Source organism: Chromohalobacter canadensis (genome assembly GCF_029544075.1).
Taxonomy (GTDB): Bacteria; Pseudomonadota; Gammaproteobacteria; order Pseudomonadales; family Halomonadaceae; genus Chromohalobacter; species Chromohalobacter canadensis_A.
Genome location: NZ_JAJQJH010000002.1, coordinates 382,377 through 397,435 on the forward strand (window position 1 = coordinate 382,377; position 15,059 = coordinate 397,435).

Here is a 15,059-nt window from a genome sequence, read left to right on the forward strand (position 1 = left end):
CATGCTGATCGCCATTTTGATTGGGGCCGGGCTCGGCTTCATGTTCGGTAAATTGCCGGGACTGATTATCGGTGCCTTGTTGGGGTATTGGGTCGCGCGGCGTCTGGTACGCCGCGTGGTCGTCTCCAAGCTATCGCAAATGCAGGGGCAGTTCCTCGACTCAACGTTCGCGGTCATGGGGTGCGTCTGCAAGGCGGATGGCCACGTCAGCGGTGACGAGCTGCGTGTCGTCGAAACGCTTTTTGGGCGTTTACGATTGAGTGAGGCGCAGCGCGAGCGCGCGAAGGCGGCCTTCGAACGCGGCAAAGCCGACGATTTCGACCTCGACGCTGAGCTGGCCACGGTGCGGCGAGTAACCGGCGGGCAGCGCGCGCTGTTGCAGGTGTTCCTGCAAGTCCAGCTCTCGGCCATCGCCGCCGATGGCGAATTGCATCCCGCCGAGCATGAAATGCTACTGCGCGTGGCGCGCGGATTGGGATGCAGCGAAGCCGAGATCGAACAGATCGAGGCCATGCTGCGTGGCGGTCAACAGCAGGCGGGCGGTGGCGCGACATCGCAGCAGGCGTTGACCGATGCCTACCGAGTGCTCGGTGTGGAATCCGATGCCAGCGATGCCGAACTCAAGCGGGCCTATCGCCGCCTGATGAGCCAGAACCACCCGGACAAGCTCGCCGGCAAGGGCTTGCCCGAGAGCATGCGCGAAATGGCCGAGACCCGTACCCAGGAAATCTCCAACGCCTACGATTTGATCAAGAAGTCTCGCGAAGCGAACGCCTGACCAGCGCATCAGCCTGGCGGTGCGTTGACAGGTGCCCCGAGCGTCGGTAACTCTGAAAGGTGTCATCGCCTGCACGGCGCAACACCGGGAGACGTGGATGCCCGCGAGATTGCAAGTGTACCGCGCCATGGCACGCGTGCTGGGCGTATTCGACTCCCTGGGATGGCGCGTGGGTTACCGTTATGGTGATCGCCAGTTGTTGGAGAAGGTGATCCTCCCGGCGCTGGCCAGGGAAGTCGGCGTCGGTCATGTACTGCTCGTCGGCTGCGCCTGGTATACGCGCGATTATCCCGATCTCTTCCCTGTAAGCCGCGTGACCACCTTGGACGTCGATCCAGCCAAATCGCCCTTCGGCGCTGAGCGCCATATCGTCGCTGACATGATCGCGTTGGCAGCGCATTTACCGCCCGAAAGCCTGGATGCCGTGGTTTGCAACGGTGTGCTGGGCTGGGGATTGGATGCCCCCGGCGATATCGACACTGCCTTTGCCTCGACGGTGGCCTGCCTGCGACCCGGCGGACGGCTCCTGCTGGGCTGGAACGATATCCCTCCCTACAACGCCGTGCCTCCGGATGCCGTGACGGCGCTCGAGGACTTGTACCCGCGCGCGATTCCTGGGCTCGATCAGCATAGCCTGGTCGCGCTGGAGCGCAATCAGCACTGCTACCAGGCCTTTCAGAAGCCGGAGGTAAGGTCATGAGCCGCGCCGTAGGGTGGCCCTGATGCTGATCGTGATCGTGGTCTGGTGCATGTTACTCGGTGTGCTGTTTGTCGCGGCGTGTCTCTGGGGGCTGCGACGCATGACGCGTGACCTGGCCCGTGAGGCCGAAGCCCGATTACCGCCTTGCGGCGGCTTCATCGATACCTCCGGCGGGCGCTTGCATTACGTCGATGTCGGTCAGGGGCCGCCGCTGGTCATGATCCATGGCCTGGGCGGCCAGCTGCAGCATTTCACCTATGCCTTGATCGAGGCACTGGGCAATGATTTTCGCGTCATTGCCATCGACCGGCCGGGGTCGGGGTATTCCGACGCCACCGACAACGAGCGTTCCCGCTTGCCTTGCCAGGCGCGCGTCGTGCACGAGGCCTGGAGGGCGCTGGGGGTCGAGCGGCCACTCGTGGTGGGCCATTCGATGGGCGGTGCGGTGGCCCTGACGCTAGCGCTGGAGTATCCCGAGGAGGTCGCGGGGTTGGCATTGCTCGCGCCCCTGGTGGCGCAGGTATCGGATGTGCCACCGGCGATGCGTCTGTTGGCGATTCGCTCGCCCCGCTGGCGGCGCTGGATGGCCGAGACGCTCGCCATTCCCCTGACGCGCGTGACCTCGCGGCAAGCATTGGCGCAGGTGTTCGCGCCGGAGGCGGTCCCTGCGGATTACGCCATGCGTGGCGGCGGGAGCTTGGCATTGCGTCCCCAAGCCTTCCATGCGGCCTCCACCGACCTGGCCATGCTTGAGCACGAATTGCCCCGGCAGGTGCCGCGCTATGCGGCGCTGGGAGTGCCGCTAGGCGTCATGTTCGGCGCGCACGACCGGATTCTCGAGCCAGCGTTGCATATCGAAACGCTGCAGCGTCAATACCCCGATATGTTCGTGCATGTGGAGCCCGAGGCAGGGCACATGCTGCCCATCATGCGGTCTGAGGCAACGGCGGCGTTCATTCGGCGCATGGCGGCACGGGCCTGGCCTTCCTCCTTGATCTCCTGATAGAGCCCTTCAGGCTTCCACCCCCGCCCAAAAGACGGCCCAGGCCCCCTCCAGACGTCGTTCGAACGTATCGGCATCGTAGTAGAAGTTCTCGGCGAACAGGCCATCCATCAGGCAGTAGAAGGCGGCGATGAACTGCGCCTCGGGCAGTGCGCGTAGTTCGCCAGCTTGGCGGCCATCTTCGAAAAGTACGTGTAGATAGGCGTTGATGCGCCGCTCGTTGTCATTCGAGATGGCGGCGACTTGGGTGGCGACGTCCGTGGGCGGAAAGAGCAGGTAGCGCTTATAGAATACGCCCTGATGCTCGCGGCGGATGAAGGTGGCGCACGAGCGAATGAGCCGCTCGAGGCGTTCACGCGTGGGCAAGTCGTGGGAACGTGTCAGGCTGTCGTCGATGAGCGCGACGATGCCGCTTTCGACCTCCTCGAAGATCGCCAGGAAGAGCGCCGCCTTGTTGGGGAAGTGGTTGTAGATAGACGGCTTCTTGATGCCCGTTTCGGCGGCGATTTGCGCCAGGCTGGTGCCTTCGTAGCCGTGCTGGGCGAACAAGGCGAGGCCGGTTTGTTTGAGTTTGTCGCGGGTATGCACTGAACGTCCCTGGGCCTGCGTGAATATGCTCATGATCGCGGCTTGCGCGCATGATTGCCAAGTCGTGTCGTCAACTCTATACTAACGACCGTTAGTTAGTTTTGGCGATCTTGGCGTGAGACGTGTTACGAAAAGTGCGAGGCGCAGTTGATCAAGGAGGACAGGATGGCAATACGTTGGTTGATTCTACCGCTGGCAGCGGTGGCCGAAGTCGGTTGGGCGACGGGGTTGAAACTCGCCAGTAGCCCTCTTGAATGGCTGGCGACCGTGATCGTGGCTGCCATGAGCTTACTGCTGGCGGTACGTGCTGTGCGCTTTCTGCCGGCCAGTACCGTGTACACGGTCTTCGTGGGCCTGGGCGCGGCGGGCACGGTACTGGCCGATGCCTGGCTATTCGGTACGCATTTCTCGTGGCCATCGCTGGCGTGTATTGGCCTGATCCTGATTGGCGTCATCGGTTTGCAGCAGTTTGCCGGCGAGCCCAAGGCCGGTCGGGCGAATCACGACGCTGAACGGCAGCGCGAAGGAGTGTCCTCATGACGTGGCATTGGTTGGCGCTACTCGGAGCGGGGGTTTTTGAGGTGCTCGGCGTGGTGGGGTTTGCCCGCGTCAGCCATGGGCGCGCGCTAGCTGGCGGTGTGCTCATGACGTTGGGATTCGGCACGGCACTCGGGTTTTTGGCACTGGCTATGCGCGGTATCGACTTGGGCATTGCCTATGCCGTGTTCACTGGCATCGGTACCGTCTGCGGCACTTTGCTGGGGATGCTATACTGGGGGGAATCACGCCATCCCCTGCGAATCGCCTTTACCGCACTGATTGTTCTGGGTGTAGTGGGGCTCAAGCTGTTGGCTTGAGTATGGCGTTTTCTATCCGACCCATAGTCCAAGACTATAAGTGCGATAGCAAGACTATAGTAGGATAATGTTTAGCGGGCTAATAGAATGTGTCGTGTTCACTCACGACAAGGAGACATTCCCATGGCACGTTCAATCACTGCTATTGCACTACTGGCCGCCGCCCTGCCGCTGGCCGCCCAAGCCAGCACGGCTTCTCAACAAGCCGCCGCCGTGAATCACGAGCCGCTGCAAGTGGCATCTCAAACGACGACTGAGCCGGGCATGCGCCACGCTGATGCGGCAGACTATCGCGACGCCGGCATGAGTGTCGCCATGGCGGACAGCCAGCGCGCCGTCAATGAGGATGCTCGCGACGCCGATCAAGCCGAGGACAAGCGTAGCTGGTTGGAGATCCTTTCCGACAACAATCGCCATCTTGGCGCACCCGCCGGCTGGTAAGCAGGACGTGTGATACGACTTGCGCGTTGCTTGAGTGTATCGGCGGATGGGCGCCGGTAGACGGTGCGTGCCCGCCGAGCGGCGGACACGCAAGCGGTCAGAACTTGTAGTTGATGCTGAAGTAATGACCGGGGCCGGAGGTGTCCTGGCGGACGCCGGAAGCATCGGTGTCGTCGCGGTAGAAAGCCATGTTGTTGTAGAGCTTCAGGCCATACCCGATGGCGAAGCGATCGGTGTGATAGTAAAGGCCGTTGAACCACTCCAGACTGTTGCTGCTGCGTCCTGCCTGTTCGGCGACGGTATCGGCACCGAATTTATAGTCGATATACCCCTGGTAGGAAAAATAGCTGCCATTGGAGAAGGTGTAGAACGGTTTGAACCAGTTGGTGGAGGCCATGAAACCGTCCCACGAACTCTCATCCGGGCCGCCGTAGTTCTCGCGCACATAGCGCGCGGTAAGGTTGAGACCGATCTCGCCGAACCAAGGTACCTCGACGTCTGACCCCAGGCCGACGTAGTGCTCCCATAGACCGCCGCCGGGACCGTTGTCGCCGATCGTCGTGACGGTGGCGATGTACCATTCCTTGACCGGGCCCACCGAGAGGTCGCGGCCGCTCATGGCGTCCAGCGAGAAGCGTGGCGCGAGCTTGATGAACACGTTGTCGCCGCCGCTCTGGTCGTCGCTGCCGTCGTCGAGGGCATCGAACATGTCGACATAGCCGTACAGGTCGACGATGCCCGAACGCCCGCCGAACTCCATCTCCACATAGGTATCCTGAGCGTTGCGAAACGGCAGGCGGTTGTCTTCACTATGCATTAGATTGAAGGTCAACCACAGGTTGTCGTCTTCGTGAATGCCTTCTGAATAATCCGCCGCCATGGCGGGAGTAGCACCTACCATCGTGGCCAAGCACGAAGCCCCAACCCACTTGCTTATTGTGATCTTGTTCATGGTCATTCATCCCATCTTTACGTTTTGTACGTTGCGGTCGAGATACGTTCAGTGTTACGCCAAGCTAATGAAAAGCCCTGCAATGGTGGCCGACATCAGGTTGGAAAGTGTCCCGGCGAGCACGGCCTTGAGGCCGTAGCGGGCGATTTCCTGGCGGCGATTGGGCGCCATGAGGCCGAGCCCGCCGAGCAGAATGGCGATCGAGGACAGGTTGGCGAAGCCGCAAAGCGCGAAGGACAGCACGGCGGCGGTATGCTTGGACATGGCCTCGCCGGTGGCGGCCACGACGGTGTCGCCGGAGATGTACGGGGCCAGGTTGATGAAGGCGACGAACTCGTTGACGACGATCTTCTGACCGATGAACGAGCCGGCCAGCGTGGCCTCACTCCAGGGAATGCCCAGCAGAAAGGCCAGCGGTGCGAAGAGCCAGCCGAGGATCATTTCCAGACTCAGCGAGTCCATGCCGAACCAGCCGCCTACGCCGCCGAGGATGCCGTTGATCAGTGCGATCAGACCGATGAATGCCAGCAGCATGGCGCCGACGTTGGCCGCCAGCATCATGCCTGAGGTGGCGCCGGTGGCGGCGGCATCGAGCACGTTGGCGGGCTTTTCATCTTCTTCGATCTTTTCTTCGGCGCGCGAGATGCTGTCATCGGGCGTTTCGGTTTCCGGCATCAACAGCTTGGCGAACAGCAAGCCGCCTGGCGCCGCCATGAAGGAGGCCGCGATCAGGTATTCCATCGGAATGCCCAGGCTCGCGTAACCTGCGAGCACCGAACCCGCGACCGAGGCTAGCCCACCGCACATGACCGCAAATAGCTCGGAGCGCGTCATGGAGGCGATGAAGGGGCGCACCACTAGGGGCGCTTCGGTCTGTCCGACGAAGATGTTCGCCGTGGCCGACATCGATTCGGTGCGTGAGGTGCCCAGTACGCGCTGGAGCGCGCCCCCCAACAGGCGGATGATCCACTGCATGATCTTCAGGTGGTAGAGCACGGCGATCAGCGACGAGAAGAAGATGATGACCGGGAGTACCTTGAAGGCGAAGACGAACCCGACGCTCTCCGGGTCGGCTAGGTCGCCGAACAGGAAGTCGATACCGTCATTGGCATAGACGATGACCTGGCTGACCCCCTCCGAGATCGTGGCCAGAACGGCTTGTCCGAAAGGAATGTAAAGCACGAAGGCGCCGATGGCAGCTTGAATGGCGAAGGCACCGCCAACCGTGCGCAGCCGAATCGACTTGCGGCTAGAGGAAAACAGTACAGCGATAAGGATCAGTGTCGCCATCCCTACCAGGCTCATGATAGCGGTCATATCAGCATCCTGATGACGTTCGATTGTGGGTTGTTATACAGGGAACGGCATACGCCAGCATGTGGCTTGTCGTTTTGTTATTAGAGTCACAGTAATGTGCTATTAAAATAACACCAGCTGCTCGATGTCAACGTCCTGGCGGGACTTAGCGGGCCGATAAACAAGATCATCGGCGATTTGTTCTACACTTCACATTTCCATGTGTGAACGTATTCAAGACAGAAAGACAGTTCAGGAACCGAGAAAGGGTGGCCTGGATAGGGTGGGCCGCCTACGCTGACAGGCTCGTTCCATCCCTCCTGAGGAGTTCCATCATGCATCCGGTCGCACACACGATCGTCGTTGGTATCATCAGTTATGTGGTCCTGATCGTCGTGATCCGACTTTCCGGCAAGCGCACGTTGTCGAAGTGGAACGCCTTCGACTTCGTGGTCACCATCGCGCTGGGGTCGACGCTTTCCACGGCGCTGGTCTCGACGCAGGTGTCGCTGGCGCAGAGTCTCACGGCGTTTACTATCATCGTGCTGTTGCAGTTCGCCATCACGTTCTCCTCGGTGCGCTCGCCACGGGTCAAGAACTTGGTCAAGTCGCAGCCGACATTGCTGCTGTACGCGGGCGAATATCGCCATGCAGCGATGCGTCAGGAACGTGTGGTCGAAGCCGAGGTCATGGCGGCTATCCGGGAAAACGGCATCGCCGACGTTGAACGGGTGTATGCGGTGGTGCTGGAGACCGACGGCACCTTTAGTGTCATTCCCGAGGCTGGCAAGAGCGACTCGGCGCTTGATGGCGTTGCGGGCATGCCATCGTCGAAGGGGTAGCGAAGACTCAGGGCGTTTCGGTCGCCGCAACTTCACTCTCTAGGAAGCCCCCGGATTGGCGCCGCCATAGGCGTGCGTAGAGACCATCGTGGCGGATCAATTCTGCATGGCTACCCTGTTCGACGATGCGTCCGCCCTCCATGACCACCAGGCGGTCCATGGCGGCGATGGTGGAGAGCCGGTGGGCGATGGCGATCACCGTCTTGCCTTTCATCAGCTGGTCGAGGTTCTCTTGAATTGCCGCTTCGACGTCGGAGTCGAGTGCCGAAGTGGCTTCATCAAGGATCAGGATCGGCGCGTCCTTGAGCATCACGCGGGCGATGGCCAAGCGTTGGCGCTGGCCACCGGAGAGCTTGACGCCGCGCTCGCCGACATGCGCGTCGAAACCGACGCGGCCCTGGATGTCGCGCAGCGACTCGATGAAGTCGGCGACATGCGCCCCGCGGGCCGCTTTCCAGGCCATCTCGTCGGTGGCGTCGGGCCGGCCGTATAGGAGGTTGTCGCGCACCGAGCGGTGCAGCAGCGAGGTGTCCTGGGTGACCATACCGATCTGCGCGCGCAGGCTTTCCTGAGTCACCTCGGCAATGTTCTGGCCATCGATGCGAATCGCGCCGCCTTCTAGTTCGAAGAAACGCAGCAACAAATTGACCAGCGTTGACTTGCCGGCCCCCGAAGGACCTATCAGCCCGATCTTTTCACCCGACTGAATGGCAAGCGATAACTCATCGATGACGCCGCTGCCCTTGCCGTAGTGAAAGCGAATCCGGTCGAAGACGATCTCGCCGCGGTCGATGGCGAGCGGCTTCGCCTCGGGCGAATCCTCGATCTGGCGCGGCAGCGAGAGTGTCGCCATGCCATCCTGGACCGTGCCGATGTTCTCGAACAGCGCCGAGACTTCCCACATGATCCACTGCGACATGCCCCATAGACGCATCACCAACCCCAGCGCCACGGCGACCGCGCCGACGCTGACCGCCTCGACCAGCCATAGCTGGATCGATAGCCAGCCGATGCTGAACAACAACAGCGCATTGAGTAGATAAAGCAGGCCGTAGAGTCCCGTAACCAGGCGCATCTGGCGATGCACGGTGACCAGAAATCCATGCATGCCGTCCTTGGCGAACGCTGCTTCCCGCTGAGCGTGGGAGAACAGTTTGACTGTCTGGATGTTGCTGTAGCTGTCGACGATGCGGCCCGTCATACGCGAGCGCGCATCGGCTTGGGATTTGGACACACGCCCCATGATGGGCACGAAAATGCGCAGCAGAACGAGATAGCCGGCCAGCCACGCGACCAGAGGAAGTGCCAGCCGCCAGTCGGCATTGCCCACCAGCAGCAGTGTACCCAGGAAGTAGACGCTTACGTAGTTGAGCACGTCGAACAGCTTGATCACGCACTCGCGCACGGCCAGCGCCGTCTGCATCACCTTGGTGGCGATGCGTCCGGCGAATTCGTCCTGATAGAAGCCCATCGATTGCCGCAATAGATAGCGGTGCGCCTGCCAGCGGATGCGCATGGGGAAATTGCCCATCAGCGTCTGCTGCTGAAAGAGCGAATGCAGCCATACCATGCCGGGGAGCAGGACCAGCACGATCAACGCCATGCCGGTCAGCTTCCAGCCCTGGTCGGCGAGGAACGTCTCGCGGTCCTGGGCCGCCAGCCAATCGACGATATTGCCGAGAAAGCCGAACATCCATACTTCGATGCCGGCGATGAGCGCCATCAGCACCGTTGCCGTCAGCAGGTAGGGCCAGGCGCCGCGCGTGTAATGCAGGCAGAAAGCGACCAGAGTGTCCGGTGGGCGTTGTGGTTCTTGGGGCGGAAAGGGAGCGAGACGGTTTTCGAACCAGCGGAACATGCGTATTTCCTGGCAGGGCGACGCCGCCGTGCTTTATGCCTGAAACGGCAGCACGGCGGTGTAGACGGCGAAGTAGTGACACACACTGCCACCCAGGACGAATAGGTGCCAGATGGCGTGATGGAAAGGAATCGCACGGATCGCATAGAACACCACGCCCAGCGTGTAGGTGATGCCGCCTGCGACCAGCAGGGCAAGGCCGGGGGCATTGAGGTGGGCATCGAGTTCGCCAGCAGCCAGCACGATCATCCAGCCCATCAACAGGTAGACCCCCACACGCAGCATGCCAAAGCGATGCGGCCAGACAATCTTGAGCGCGATGCCGCCTAGCGCGAGGCTCCAGATCGCCGCGAACAGCGTCCAGCCCAAGGGGCCGCGCAGGTTGACCAGCAAAAACGGCGTATAGGTGCCGGCGATCAACAGGTAGATCGCACAGTGATCGAATACCTGGAAAAGGCGCTTGAGGTGCGCGCTGCGCAGGCCGTGATAGAACGTCGAGGCCGTGTACAGCAATAGTAGGCAGACGCCGTATAGGCTGATACTGACGATCTTCCAAGGGTTAACTTCAGCCGCCAGGCTGGCTGCAACGATGAGCACCACCATACCAGCGAGGCTGAGCACGGCGCCGATCCCATGGCTGATGCTATGCAGTGCTTCTTCGAGGCCGGAAAAAGGAGCGTCTTGTTCGGACGAAACGGGTGGGGCTTCATGTGACATGGCGAACTCCTGGACGTTATACGACGCGCTGACATCAAGACAACATGCGCATCAGTATAGTTCGTCAAATGGCAGCGTCAGCGCTCCCGATCACCTTTGCGGGTGGGGGCAAAGTCGTCCAGTACCATCATGTGCCCGAGCTTGCCGACCTTGGTGGCCAGATACTGCTCGTTGTGAGGGTTGCGCCCGGCGGTGATCGCCAGTCGCTCGGCGACACGTACGCCATCGCGTGTCAGGGCATCTACCTTGCGGGGGTTGTTGGTCATCAACTTGAGCGCTTGCACGCCCAGGTGGTCGAGCATGGGCACGCAGAGATCATAGCGGCGCATGTCGGCGCCGAAGCCGAGATGCTCGTTGGCTTCCACGGTGTCGAAACCCTGATCCTGAAGATGATAGGCACGGATCTTGTTGAGCAAGCCAATGCCACGGCCTTCCTGGCGTAAATAGAGCAGCACGCCGCGCCCTTCGTCGGCGATGCGCTTGAGCGCCTCCTGCAATTGGTAGCCGCAGTCGCAGCGCATCGAGAACAGGGCGTCCCCCGTCAGGCACTCTGAGTGCACGCGCCCCAGTACGGGCTCGGGTGTCGAGACATCGCCCAGGGTCAAGGCAATATGTTCCTTGCCTGTCGCCTCGTCCTCGAAACCATGCATGGTGAAGGTGGCCCAAGGGGTAGGCAGTTGAGAGGCGGCGATGAAGCGAATCGTCACGATGAACCTCGGTGATGCACATTATGGTGCGGAAAGGGAAGGCGTCTGGGGCGAACATTCTAGCAGGCCGTGACGCGGGGCTCATCCCGTGAGTGCCGCGTGCGCGCTCACTACGGAAGAATACGTTACTAGCAGGCTACTAAATGGGGATGCGTCACCGTGAATCAAGTCGTGGCGCTCGGCATTCGTTACAATGAGGGCAAAATCGACGTCTGGAGCTCCCATGCCATTGCAAAACGACCGCCTACTGCGTGCCCTGGCACGTCAACCGGTAGACCGCACACCCGTGTGGATGATGCGCCAGGCGGGCCGTTATCTGCCCGAGTACCGGGAAGTCCGCGGCCAGGCCGGCAGTTTCATGGACCTGTGCCGCAACGCCGAGCTGGCGTGCGAGGTCACCATGCAGCCGCTGCGTCGCTACTCGCTCGATGCGGCGATTCTGTTTTCCGATATCCTCACGATTCCAGACGCCATGGATTTGGGGCTCTACTTCGAAACGGGCGAAGGCCCCAAGTTTCGCAAGACGGTGCGCAGTGCCGAGGCAGTGGATGCCTTGCAGGTGCCGAATGCCGAGCGGGATCTCGATTATGTGATGAACGCGGTGCGCACTATCCGGCACGAGCTGGCGGATAGCGTGCCGTTGATCGGTTTTTCGGGGAGCCCCTGGACGCTGGCCACTTATATGATCGAAGGCGGCTCGAGCAAGGACTTCCGGCATGCCAAGGCGCTGATGTACGGCGATCCCGCGGCGATGCACGCGCTGCTCGACAAACTGGCGCGGTCGGTCACCGATTACCTCAACGCGCAGATTCGTGCCGGTGCCCAGATCGTGCAGATCTTCGACACCTGGGGTGGGGTGCTGTCGACGCCAGCGTATCGCGAGTTCTCGTTGACCTATATGGCACGCATCGTCGAAGGGCTGATCCGCGAGCACGATGGACGCCACGTGCCGGTGATCTTGTTCACCAAGCAGGGCGGTCAGTGGCTGGAAACCATCGCCGATAGCGGCGCCGACGCCGTGGGTCTGGACTGGACCACCGAACTGAGCGATGCACGGACCCGTGTCGGGGATCGCGTGGCGCTGCAAGGCAATCTCGACCCCAACGTGCTGTTCGCCTCGCCTCAGGCGATTCGCGATGAAGTAGCGCGCATCCTGGCCAGTTATGGCAGTGGGCCGGGCCACATCTTCAATCTGGGGCACGGCGTTAGCCAATTTACTGATCCCGATCATGTTGCCGCCTTTATCGAGGCGCTGCATGAGTTCAGCCCACGCTATCATGGCTGAACGCGCCATGTTGCTCGTGCTCGACGCTGAGTGCCCATTGTGTCGGCGCGCGGTGCACTTCGTGCTGCGCCACGCGCGGGCACCGGTGTACCTGGCGAGCTTGCATGACATGCCGGCCCGACGCTTGGGCGAGCACTTCGGGGCCGACCCTGGCCAGCTCGATAGCGTCTGGCTGGTGCGCGAGGGCGGGCTGCATCGCGATAGCGCCGCGCTGTGGCGCCTGGCGCAAGGGTTGCAGTGGCCCTGGCGTGGCCTGGCGACGCTGCGCTGGCTACCGCGTGGCTGGCGCGATGGTGTCTATCATGTCGTGGGGCGCTGGCGTCATCGACTGGCGCCGGCGACGGGCTGGTCGCAGCAGGTTGGTCCGCACTGGGTGTCGCGTCTGGACGCAGCGACCTGCCGGCGGCTGGGATTGCCGCTCGCCTTGGTGGATGACAATTCGGACTCTGCCGACACACCACAAGGAGAGTGAGTCATGCGTGTTTCCTTCCGCCACCTTCGCGAATTATGTCTGATATTGGCTGGTGTCAGCGTCGCTGTGATCGCCTGGGGAAGTCTGACGCCTGGTTCAGAGATGCCCCAGGACCTGCCCTGGGACAAATTCAACCATTTCATCGCCTATGCGGGGCTGGCTGCGTTGTTGCGGCTGGGCGGCCTGCGTGCGGTGACGGCGCTGGGCCTGACCATCGGTTGTGGCCTTTTCATCGAGGGCCTGCAGTTAGGCGTGCCAGGGCGTAGCGGCGCCGATTGGGCCGATGTTCTTGCTAATACGCTAGGGGCGCTCGCCGCCGTGGGGGCCTGTCATTGGCTGCTGCCCAGGCGCTTTCTTGTTGCGCGCGGATAGGCTATGTTGCGCGGTTTTCCGGTGCGTTCGCGGCAGGCCGTGAACGCCGCGACTCCGGCCCCTCGAGGGCTTTCACTAGGGCGATGAAGAGGATTCCCATGACCGAGCGTCTCGATCAGGGCTGGTTCACCGAAGTGTTCGACAGCCATGGCAGTGCTTTTTCCCTCATGATCAAAGACAAGCTGCACGAGGTGCAGAGTCCCTATCAGCACCTGGAGGTCTACGCGACCGAGACCTACGGCAACCTGATGGTACTCGACGGCTGCGTGATGCTCAGCACGCGTGACAACTTCCTCTATCACGAGATGATCGCGCATCCGGCACTGTTCTCTCACGCTGCGCCCAAGCGCGTGGTGATCATCGGCGGCGGTGATTGTGGAACGTTGCGCGAGGTGCTCAAACATCCCGGTGTTGAAGAGGTCGTGCAGATCGACATCGACGAAGAGGTTACCCGAGCCTCGCAGCGCTACTTCCCCGAACTGACGGCCTCCAACGACGATCCGCGTGCCACGCTCAAGTTCGAGGATGGCGTCAAATGGGTCGAGAACGCGCCAGCAGGCAGCGTCGACGTCATGATCATCGACTCCACCGACCCCGTGGGTCCAGCGGAAGGGCTGTTCGAGGCTGACTTCCTGGCGCGTTGTCACCGCGTGCTGGCCGAGGGCGGTGTGCTGGTGCAACAGAGCGAGTCGCCGCTTTATCATACCGGCTCGATCATTCGCGAGCTGCGCGCCGACATGCAACGCGCCGGCTTCGATAGTGTCGCCACGCTGCCGTTTCCACAGCCGGTTTACCCCTCGGGCTGGTGGAGCGTCACGTTGGCCGGCAAGAGTAACGACGTGACGCGCTTTCGCGAGAACGCTGCCGCTGCGGTGGAATTCCCGCTCGAGTACTACAGCATCGAGACCCATCGTGGTGCATTGACGCTGCCGCCGTTCATGCGGCGTGCGTTATCGGTGTGATGCGCAACGTGTGAAAAACGTTAAAGGTACGTGACTTAGGTATATTGGCTAGACTGGCAAGCTCTTTGCTAATGTGAAACGTGGCTCTCGAATAAGCCACCACAATAACGCAAGGAGCTTCTGCATGTTGTACAAGAACAAGTTCATGGTTGCCGTTCCTGCCGCCCTACTGCTGGGAGGGATGGCAACGGCCTCCCAAGCGGCGACGCTCGATGACGTGAAGGAACGTGGCTCCCTCAACTGCGGGGTCAACGTCGGTCTGGCCGGGTTCTCGGCACCGGATTCCGATGGCAAGTGGCAAGGGCTCGATGTGGAAACCTGTCGGGGGATCGCCGCCGCTATCTTTGGCGATCCCGAAAAAGTTGAATTTACACCCTTGACCGCGAAGGAGCGCTTTACCGCGCTACAGTCCGGCGAGATCGACGTCCTTTCGCGCAACACGACCTGGACAGCGACCCGCGACAACTCGCTGGGGTTGAACTTCACCGCCACGACCTTTTACGACGGCCAAGGGTTCATGGTGAGCAAGGATCTAGGCATTGAGAGCCTGGAAGACCTCAACGGTGCTTCCATCTGCATTCAGTCCGGCACCACGCACGAATTGAATCTGGCTGACTACTTCCCTTCGCGCGATATCGATATCAACACCGTGACGTTCGACACGCCCGACCAGACCGCCCAGGGGTTTGCCCACGGGCGCTGTGACGTGCTGACCTCGGATACCTCTCAGCTGAGTGCGTTGCGCCTGCAGTTGCCCGAACCGGATAGCGTCGAGATCCTCGAGACGCTGATTTCCAAGGAACCGCTGGGCCCGGTGGTGCGCCAGGGTGACGACCAATGGCTGGATATCGTGCAGTGGACCATCTTCGCCATGGTCAACGCCGAGGAAATGGGCGTTAACAGCGACAACGTCGACGAGATGCGCGATAACCCGCCCAACCCCGGGGTGGCACGCTTGCTGGGCAAGGACGGTAACTATGGCGAGCAACTCGGCCTGCCCAACGACTGGGCGTACAACATCATCAAGAACGTCGGCAACTATGGAGAGGTATTCTCCAGCACGGTGGGTGAGAATTCACCTCTGAAAATCCAGCGGGGCATGAACGCCCTGTGGAACGAGGGGGGTATTCTCTACGCGCCGCCGATCCGCTGATACGGTTCGTTAAGTACTCGGTTAGCACCCCGCATGATCTGCGGGGTGTCTTCTTGTGCCAGCGTATTAGAGGATC

General features: G+C 61.3%; 18 protein-coding genes. 12 read left to right on the forward strand and 6 right to left on the reverse strand.

Features of this window, described 5'->3' with window-relative positions:
* The first annotated feature begins 1 nt into the window (after position 1).
* From djlA to LUN51_RS05425, 3 genes are all read left to right on the forward strand, one after another.
* Complete coding sequence (djlA, locus tag LUN51_RS05415) at positions 2–778, forward strand: co-chaperone DjlA (RefSeq protein ID WP_277810446.1); 777 nt, start codon at positions 2–4, stop codon at positions 776–778.
* Positions 779–875: 97 nt separating this feature from the next.
* On the forward strand, positions 876–1,478 hold the full coding sequence (locus LUN51_RS05420; RefSeq protein ID WP_040240562.1) for a class I SAM-dependent methyltransferase: 603 nt from the start codon (positions 876–878) through the stop codon (positions 1,476–1,478).
* A gap of 22 nt (positions 1,479–1,500) precedes the next feature.
* On the forward strand, positions 1,501–2,481 hold the full coding sequence (locus LUN51_RS05425; RefSeq protein WP_277810447.1) for an alpha/beta fold hydrolase: 981 nt from the start codon (positions 1,501–1,503) through the stop codon (positions 2,479–2,481).
* Between the two features lie 9 nt (positions 2,482–2,490).
* Here the strand turns inward: LUN51_RS05425 and LUN51_RS05430 are convergent, their stop codons facing one another.
* Positions 2,491–3,102, reverse strand: a complete 612-nt coding sequence (locus LUN51_RS05430) for a TetR/AcrR family transcriptional regulator (RefSeq protein ID WP_277810448.1) — start codon at positions 3,100–3,102, stop codon at positions 2,491–2,493.
* Positions 3,103–3,234: 132 nt separating this feature from the next.
* Here LUN51_RS05430 and LUN51_RS05435 point away from each other — a divergent pair, with 132 nt between their 5' ends.
* From LUN51_RS05435 to LUN51_RS05445, 3 genes are all read left to right on the forward strand, one after another.
* Entirely contained in the window at positions 3,235–3,609 is a 375-nt protein-coding gene (locus LUN51_RS05435) for a DMT family transporter (protein WP_277810449.1), read from the forward strand.
* Positions 3,606–3,926 carry a DMT family transporter gene (locus LUN51_RS05440; protein ID WP_178998406.1) on the forward strand — a complete coding sequence of 107 codons (321 nt, stop codon included), beginning with the start codon at positions 3,606–3,608 and terminating at the stop codon, positions 3,924–3,926. Before LUN51_RS05435 ends, LUN51_RS05440 begins: the two co-directional genes overlap by 4 nt.
* A gap of 123 nt (positions 3,927–4,049) precedes the next feature.
* Positions 4,050–4,367 carry a hypothetical protein gene (locus tag LUN51_RS05445; RefSeq protein WP_277810450.1) on the forward strand — a complete coding sequence of 106 codons (318 nt, stop codon included), beginning with the start codon at positions 4,050–4,052 and terminating at the stop codon, positions 4,365–4,367.
* A gap of 97 nt (positions 4,368–4,464) precedes the next feature.
* On the opposite strand, the gene LUN51_RS05450 is transcribed toward LUN51_RS05445, so the two are convergent.
* Both LUN51_RS05450 and LUN51_RS05455 read right to left on the reverse strand, forming a co-directional pair.
* Complete coding sequence (locus tag LUN51_RS05450; RefSeq protein WP_277810451.1) at positions 4,465–5,319, reverse strand: outer membrane protein OmpK; 855 nt, start codon at positions 5,317–5,319, stop codon at positions 4,465–4,467.
* A gap of 54 nt (positions 5,320–5,373) precedes the next feature.
* Positions 5,374–6,636, reverse strand: coding sequence for a NupC/NupG family nucleoside CNT transporter (locus LUN51_RS05455; protein ID WP_277810452.1), 1,263 nt, complete (start codon positions 6,634–6,636; stop codon positions 5,374–5,376).
* 314 nt (positions 6,637–6,950) lie between these two features.
* Between LUN51_RS05455 and LUN51_RS05460 the strand changes: the two genes are divergently transcribed.
* Positions 6,951–7,457, forward strand: a complete 507-nt coding sequence (locus LUN51_RS05460; protein WP_277810453.1) for a DUF421 domain-containing protein — start codon at positions 6,951–6,953, stop codon at positions 7,455–7,457.
* Positions 7,458–7,464: 7 nt separating this feature from the next.
* On the opposite strand, the gene LUN51_RS05465 is transcribed toward LUN51_RS05460, so the two are convergent.
* The 3 genes from LUN51_RS05465 to ribA form a co-directional block, all read right to left on the reverse strand.
* Positions 7,465–9,315, reverse strand: a complete 1,851-nt coding sequence (locus LUN51_RS05465; protein ID WP_277810454.1) for an ABC transporter ATP-binding protein — start codon at positions 9,313–9,315, stop codon at positions 7,465–7,467.
* Between the two features lie 33 nt (positions 9,316–9,348).
* A complete protein-coding gene (gene trhA, locus LUN51_RS05470; RefSeq protein WP_277810455.1) occupies positions 9,349–10,032 on the reverse strand; it encodes a PAQR family membrane homeostasis protein TrhA in 684 nt (227 codons plus the stop codon).
* Between the two features lie 77 nt (positions 10,033–10,109).
* Positions 10,110–10,739 carry a GTP cyclohydrolase II gene (ribA, locus tag LUN51_RS05475; protein ID WP_277810456.1) on the reverse strand — a complete coding sequence of 210 codons (630 nt, stop codon included), beginning with the start codon at positions 10,737–10,739 and terminating at the stop codon, positions 10,110–10,112.
* A gap of 223 nt (positions 10,740–10,962) precedes the next feature.
* Between ribA and hemE the strand changes: the two genes are divergently transcribed.
* From hemE to LUN51_RS05500, 5 genes are all read left to right on the forward strand, one after another.
* Positions 10,963–12,024 (forward strand): uroporphyrinogen decarboxylase, encoded by a 1,062-nt coding sequence (gene hemE, locus LUN51_RS05480; protein WP_277810457.1) that lies wholly within the window; start codon positions 10,963–10,965, stop codon positions 12,022–12,024.
* Positions 11,996–12,496: a thiol-disulfide oxidoreductase DCC family protein gene (locus tag LUN51_RS05485; protein WP_277810458.1), complete on the forward strand. Its 501-nt coding sequence runs from the start codon at positions 11,996–11,998 to the stop codon at positions 12,494–12,496. Before hemE ends, LUN51_RS05485 begins: the two co-directional genes overlap by 29 nt.
* A 3-nt stretch (positions 12,497–12,499) precedes the next feature.
* A complete protein-coding gene (locus LUN51_RS05490; protein WP_277810459.1) occupies positions 12,500–12,868 on the forward strand; it encodes a VanZ family protein in 369 nt (122 codons plus the stop codon).
* Between the two features lie 98 nt (positions 12,869–12,966).
* Complete coding sequence (speE, locus tag LUN51_RS05495) at positions 12,967–13,830, forward strand: polyamine aminopropyltransferase (protein WP_277810460.1); 864 nt, start codon at positions 12,967–12,969, stop codon at positions 13,828–13,830.
* Between the two features lie 124 nt (positions 13,831–13,954).
* The gene (locus tag LUN51_RS05500; protein ID WP_277810461.1) at positions 13,955–14,983 is read left to right on the forward strand and encodes an amino acid ABC transporter substrate-binding protein; all 1,029 of its coding nucleotides are present in this window, start codon (positions 13,955–13,957) and stop codon (positions 14,981–14,983) included.
* Positions 14,984–15,059 lie beyond the last annotated feature (76 nt).

Coding starts and splice junctions, on each gene's coding strand:
- speE (WP_277810460.1), top strand. CDS start 12,967: ATGACCGAGCGTCTCGATCAGGGCTGGTTCACCGAAGTGTTCGACAGC.
- LUN51_RS05420 (WP_040240562.1), top strand. CDS start 876: ATGCCCGCGAGATTGCAAGTGTACCGCGCCATGGCACGCGTGCTGGGC.
- LUN51_RS05440 (WP_178998406.1), top strand. CDS start 3,606: ATGACGTGGCATTGGTTGGCGCTACTCGGAGCGGGGGTTTTTGAGGTG.
- LUN51_RS05485 (WP_277810458.1), top strand. CDS start 11,996: ATGAGTTCAGCCCACGCTATCATGGCTGAACGCGCCATGTTGCTCGTG.
- hemE (WP_277810457.1), top strand. CDS start 10,963: ATGCCATTGCAAAACGACCGCCTACTGCGTGCCCTGGCACGTCAACCG.
- djlA (WP_277810446.1), top strand. CDS start 2: ATGCTGATCGCCATTTTGATTGGGGCCGGGCTCGGCTTCATGTTCGGT.
- LUN51_RS05465 (WP_277810454.1), bottom strand. CDS start 9,315: ATGTTCCGCTGGTTCGAAAACCGTCTCGCTCCCTTTCCGCCCCAAGAA.
- trhA (WP_277810455.1), bottom strand. CDS start 10,032: ATGTCACATGAAGCCCCACCCGTTTCGTCCGAACAAGACGCTCCTTTT.
- LUN51_RS05445 (WP_277810450.1), top strand. CDS start 4,050: ATGGCACGTTCAATCACTGCTATTGCACTACTGGCCGCCGCCCTGCCG.
- LUN51_RS05430 (WP_277810448.1), bottom strand. CDS start 3,102: ATGAGCATATTCACGCAGGCCCAGGGACGTTCAGTGCATACCCGCGAC.
- LUN51_RS05490 (WP_277810459.1), top strand. CDS start 12,500: ATGCGTGTTTCCTTCCGCCACCTTCGCGAATTATGTCTGATATTGGCT.
- LUN51_RS05500 (WP_277810461.1), top strand. CDS start 13,955: ATGTTGTACAAGAACAAGTTCATGGTTGCCGTTCCTGCCGCCCTACTG.
- LUN51_RS05450 (WP_277810451.1), bottom strand. CDS start 5,319: ATGAACAAGATCACAATAAGCAAGTGGGTTGGGGCTTCGTGCTTGGCC.
- LUN51_RS05425 (WP_277810447.1), top strand. CDS start 1,501: ATGCTGATCGTGATCGTGGTCTGGTGCATGTTACTCGGTGTGCTGTTT.
- LUN51_RS05455 (WP_277810452.1), bottom strand. CDS start 6,636: ATGACCGCTATCATGAGCCTGGTAGGGATGGCGACACTGATCCTTATC.
- LUN51_RS05435 (WP_277810449.1), top strand. CDS start 3,235: ATGGCAATACGTTGGTTGATTCTACCGCTGGCAGCGGTGGCCGAAGTC.
- LUN51_RS05460 (WP_277810453.1), top strand. CDS start 6,951: ATGCATCCGGTCGCACACACGATCGTCGTTGGTATCATCAGTTATGTG.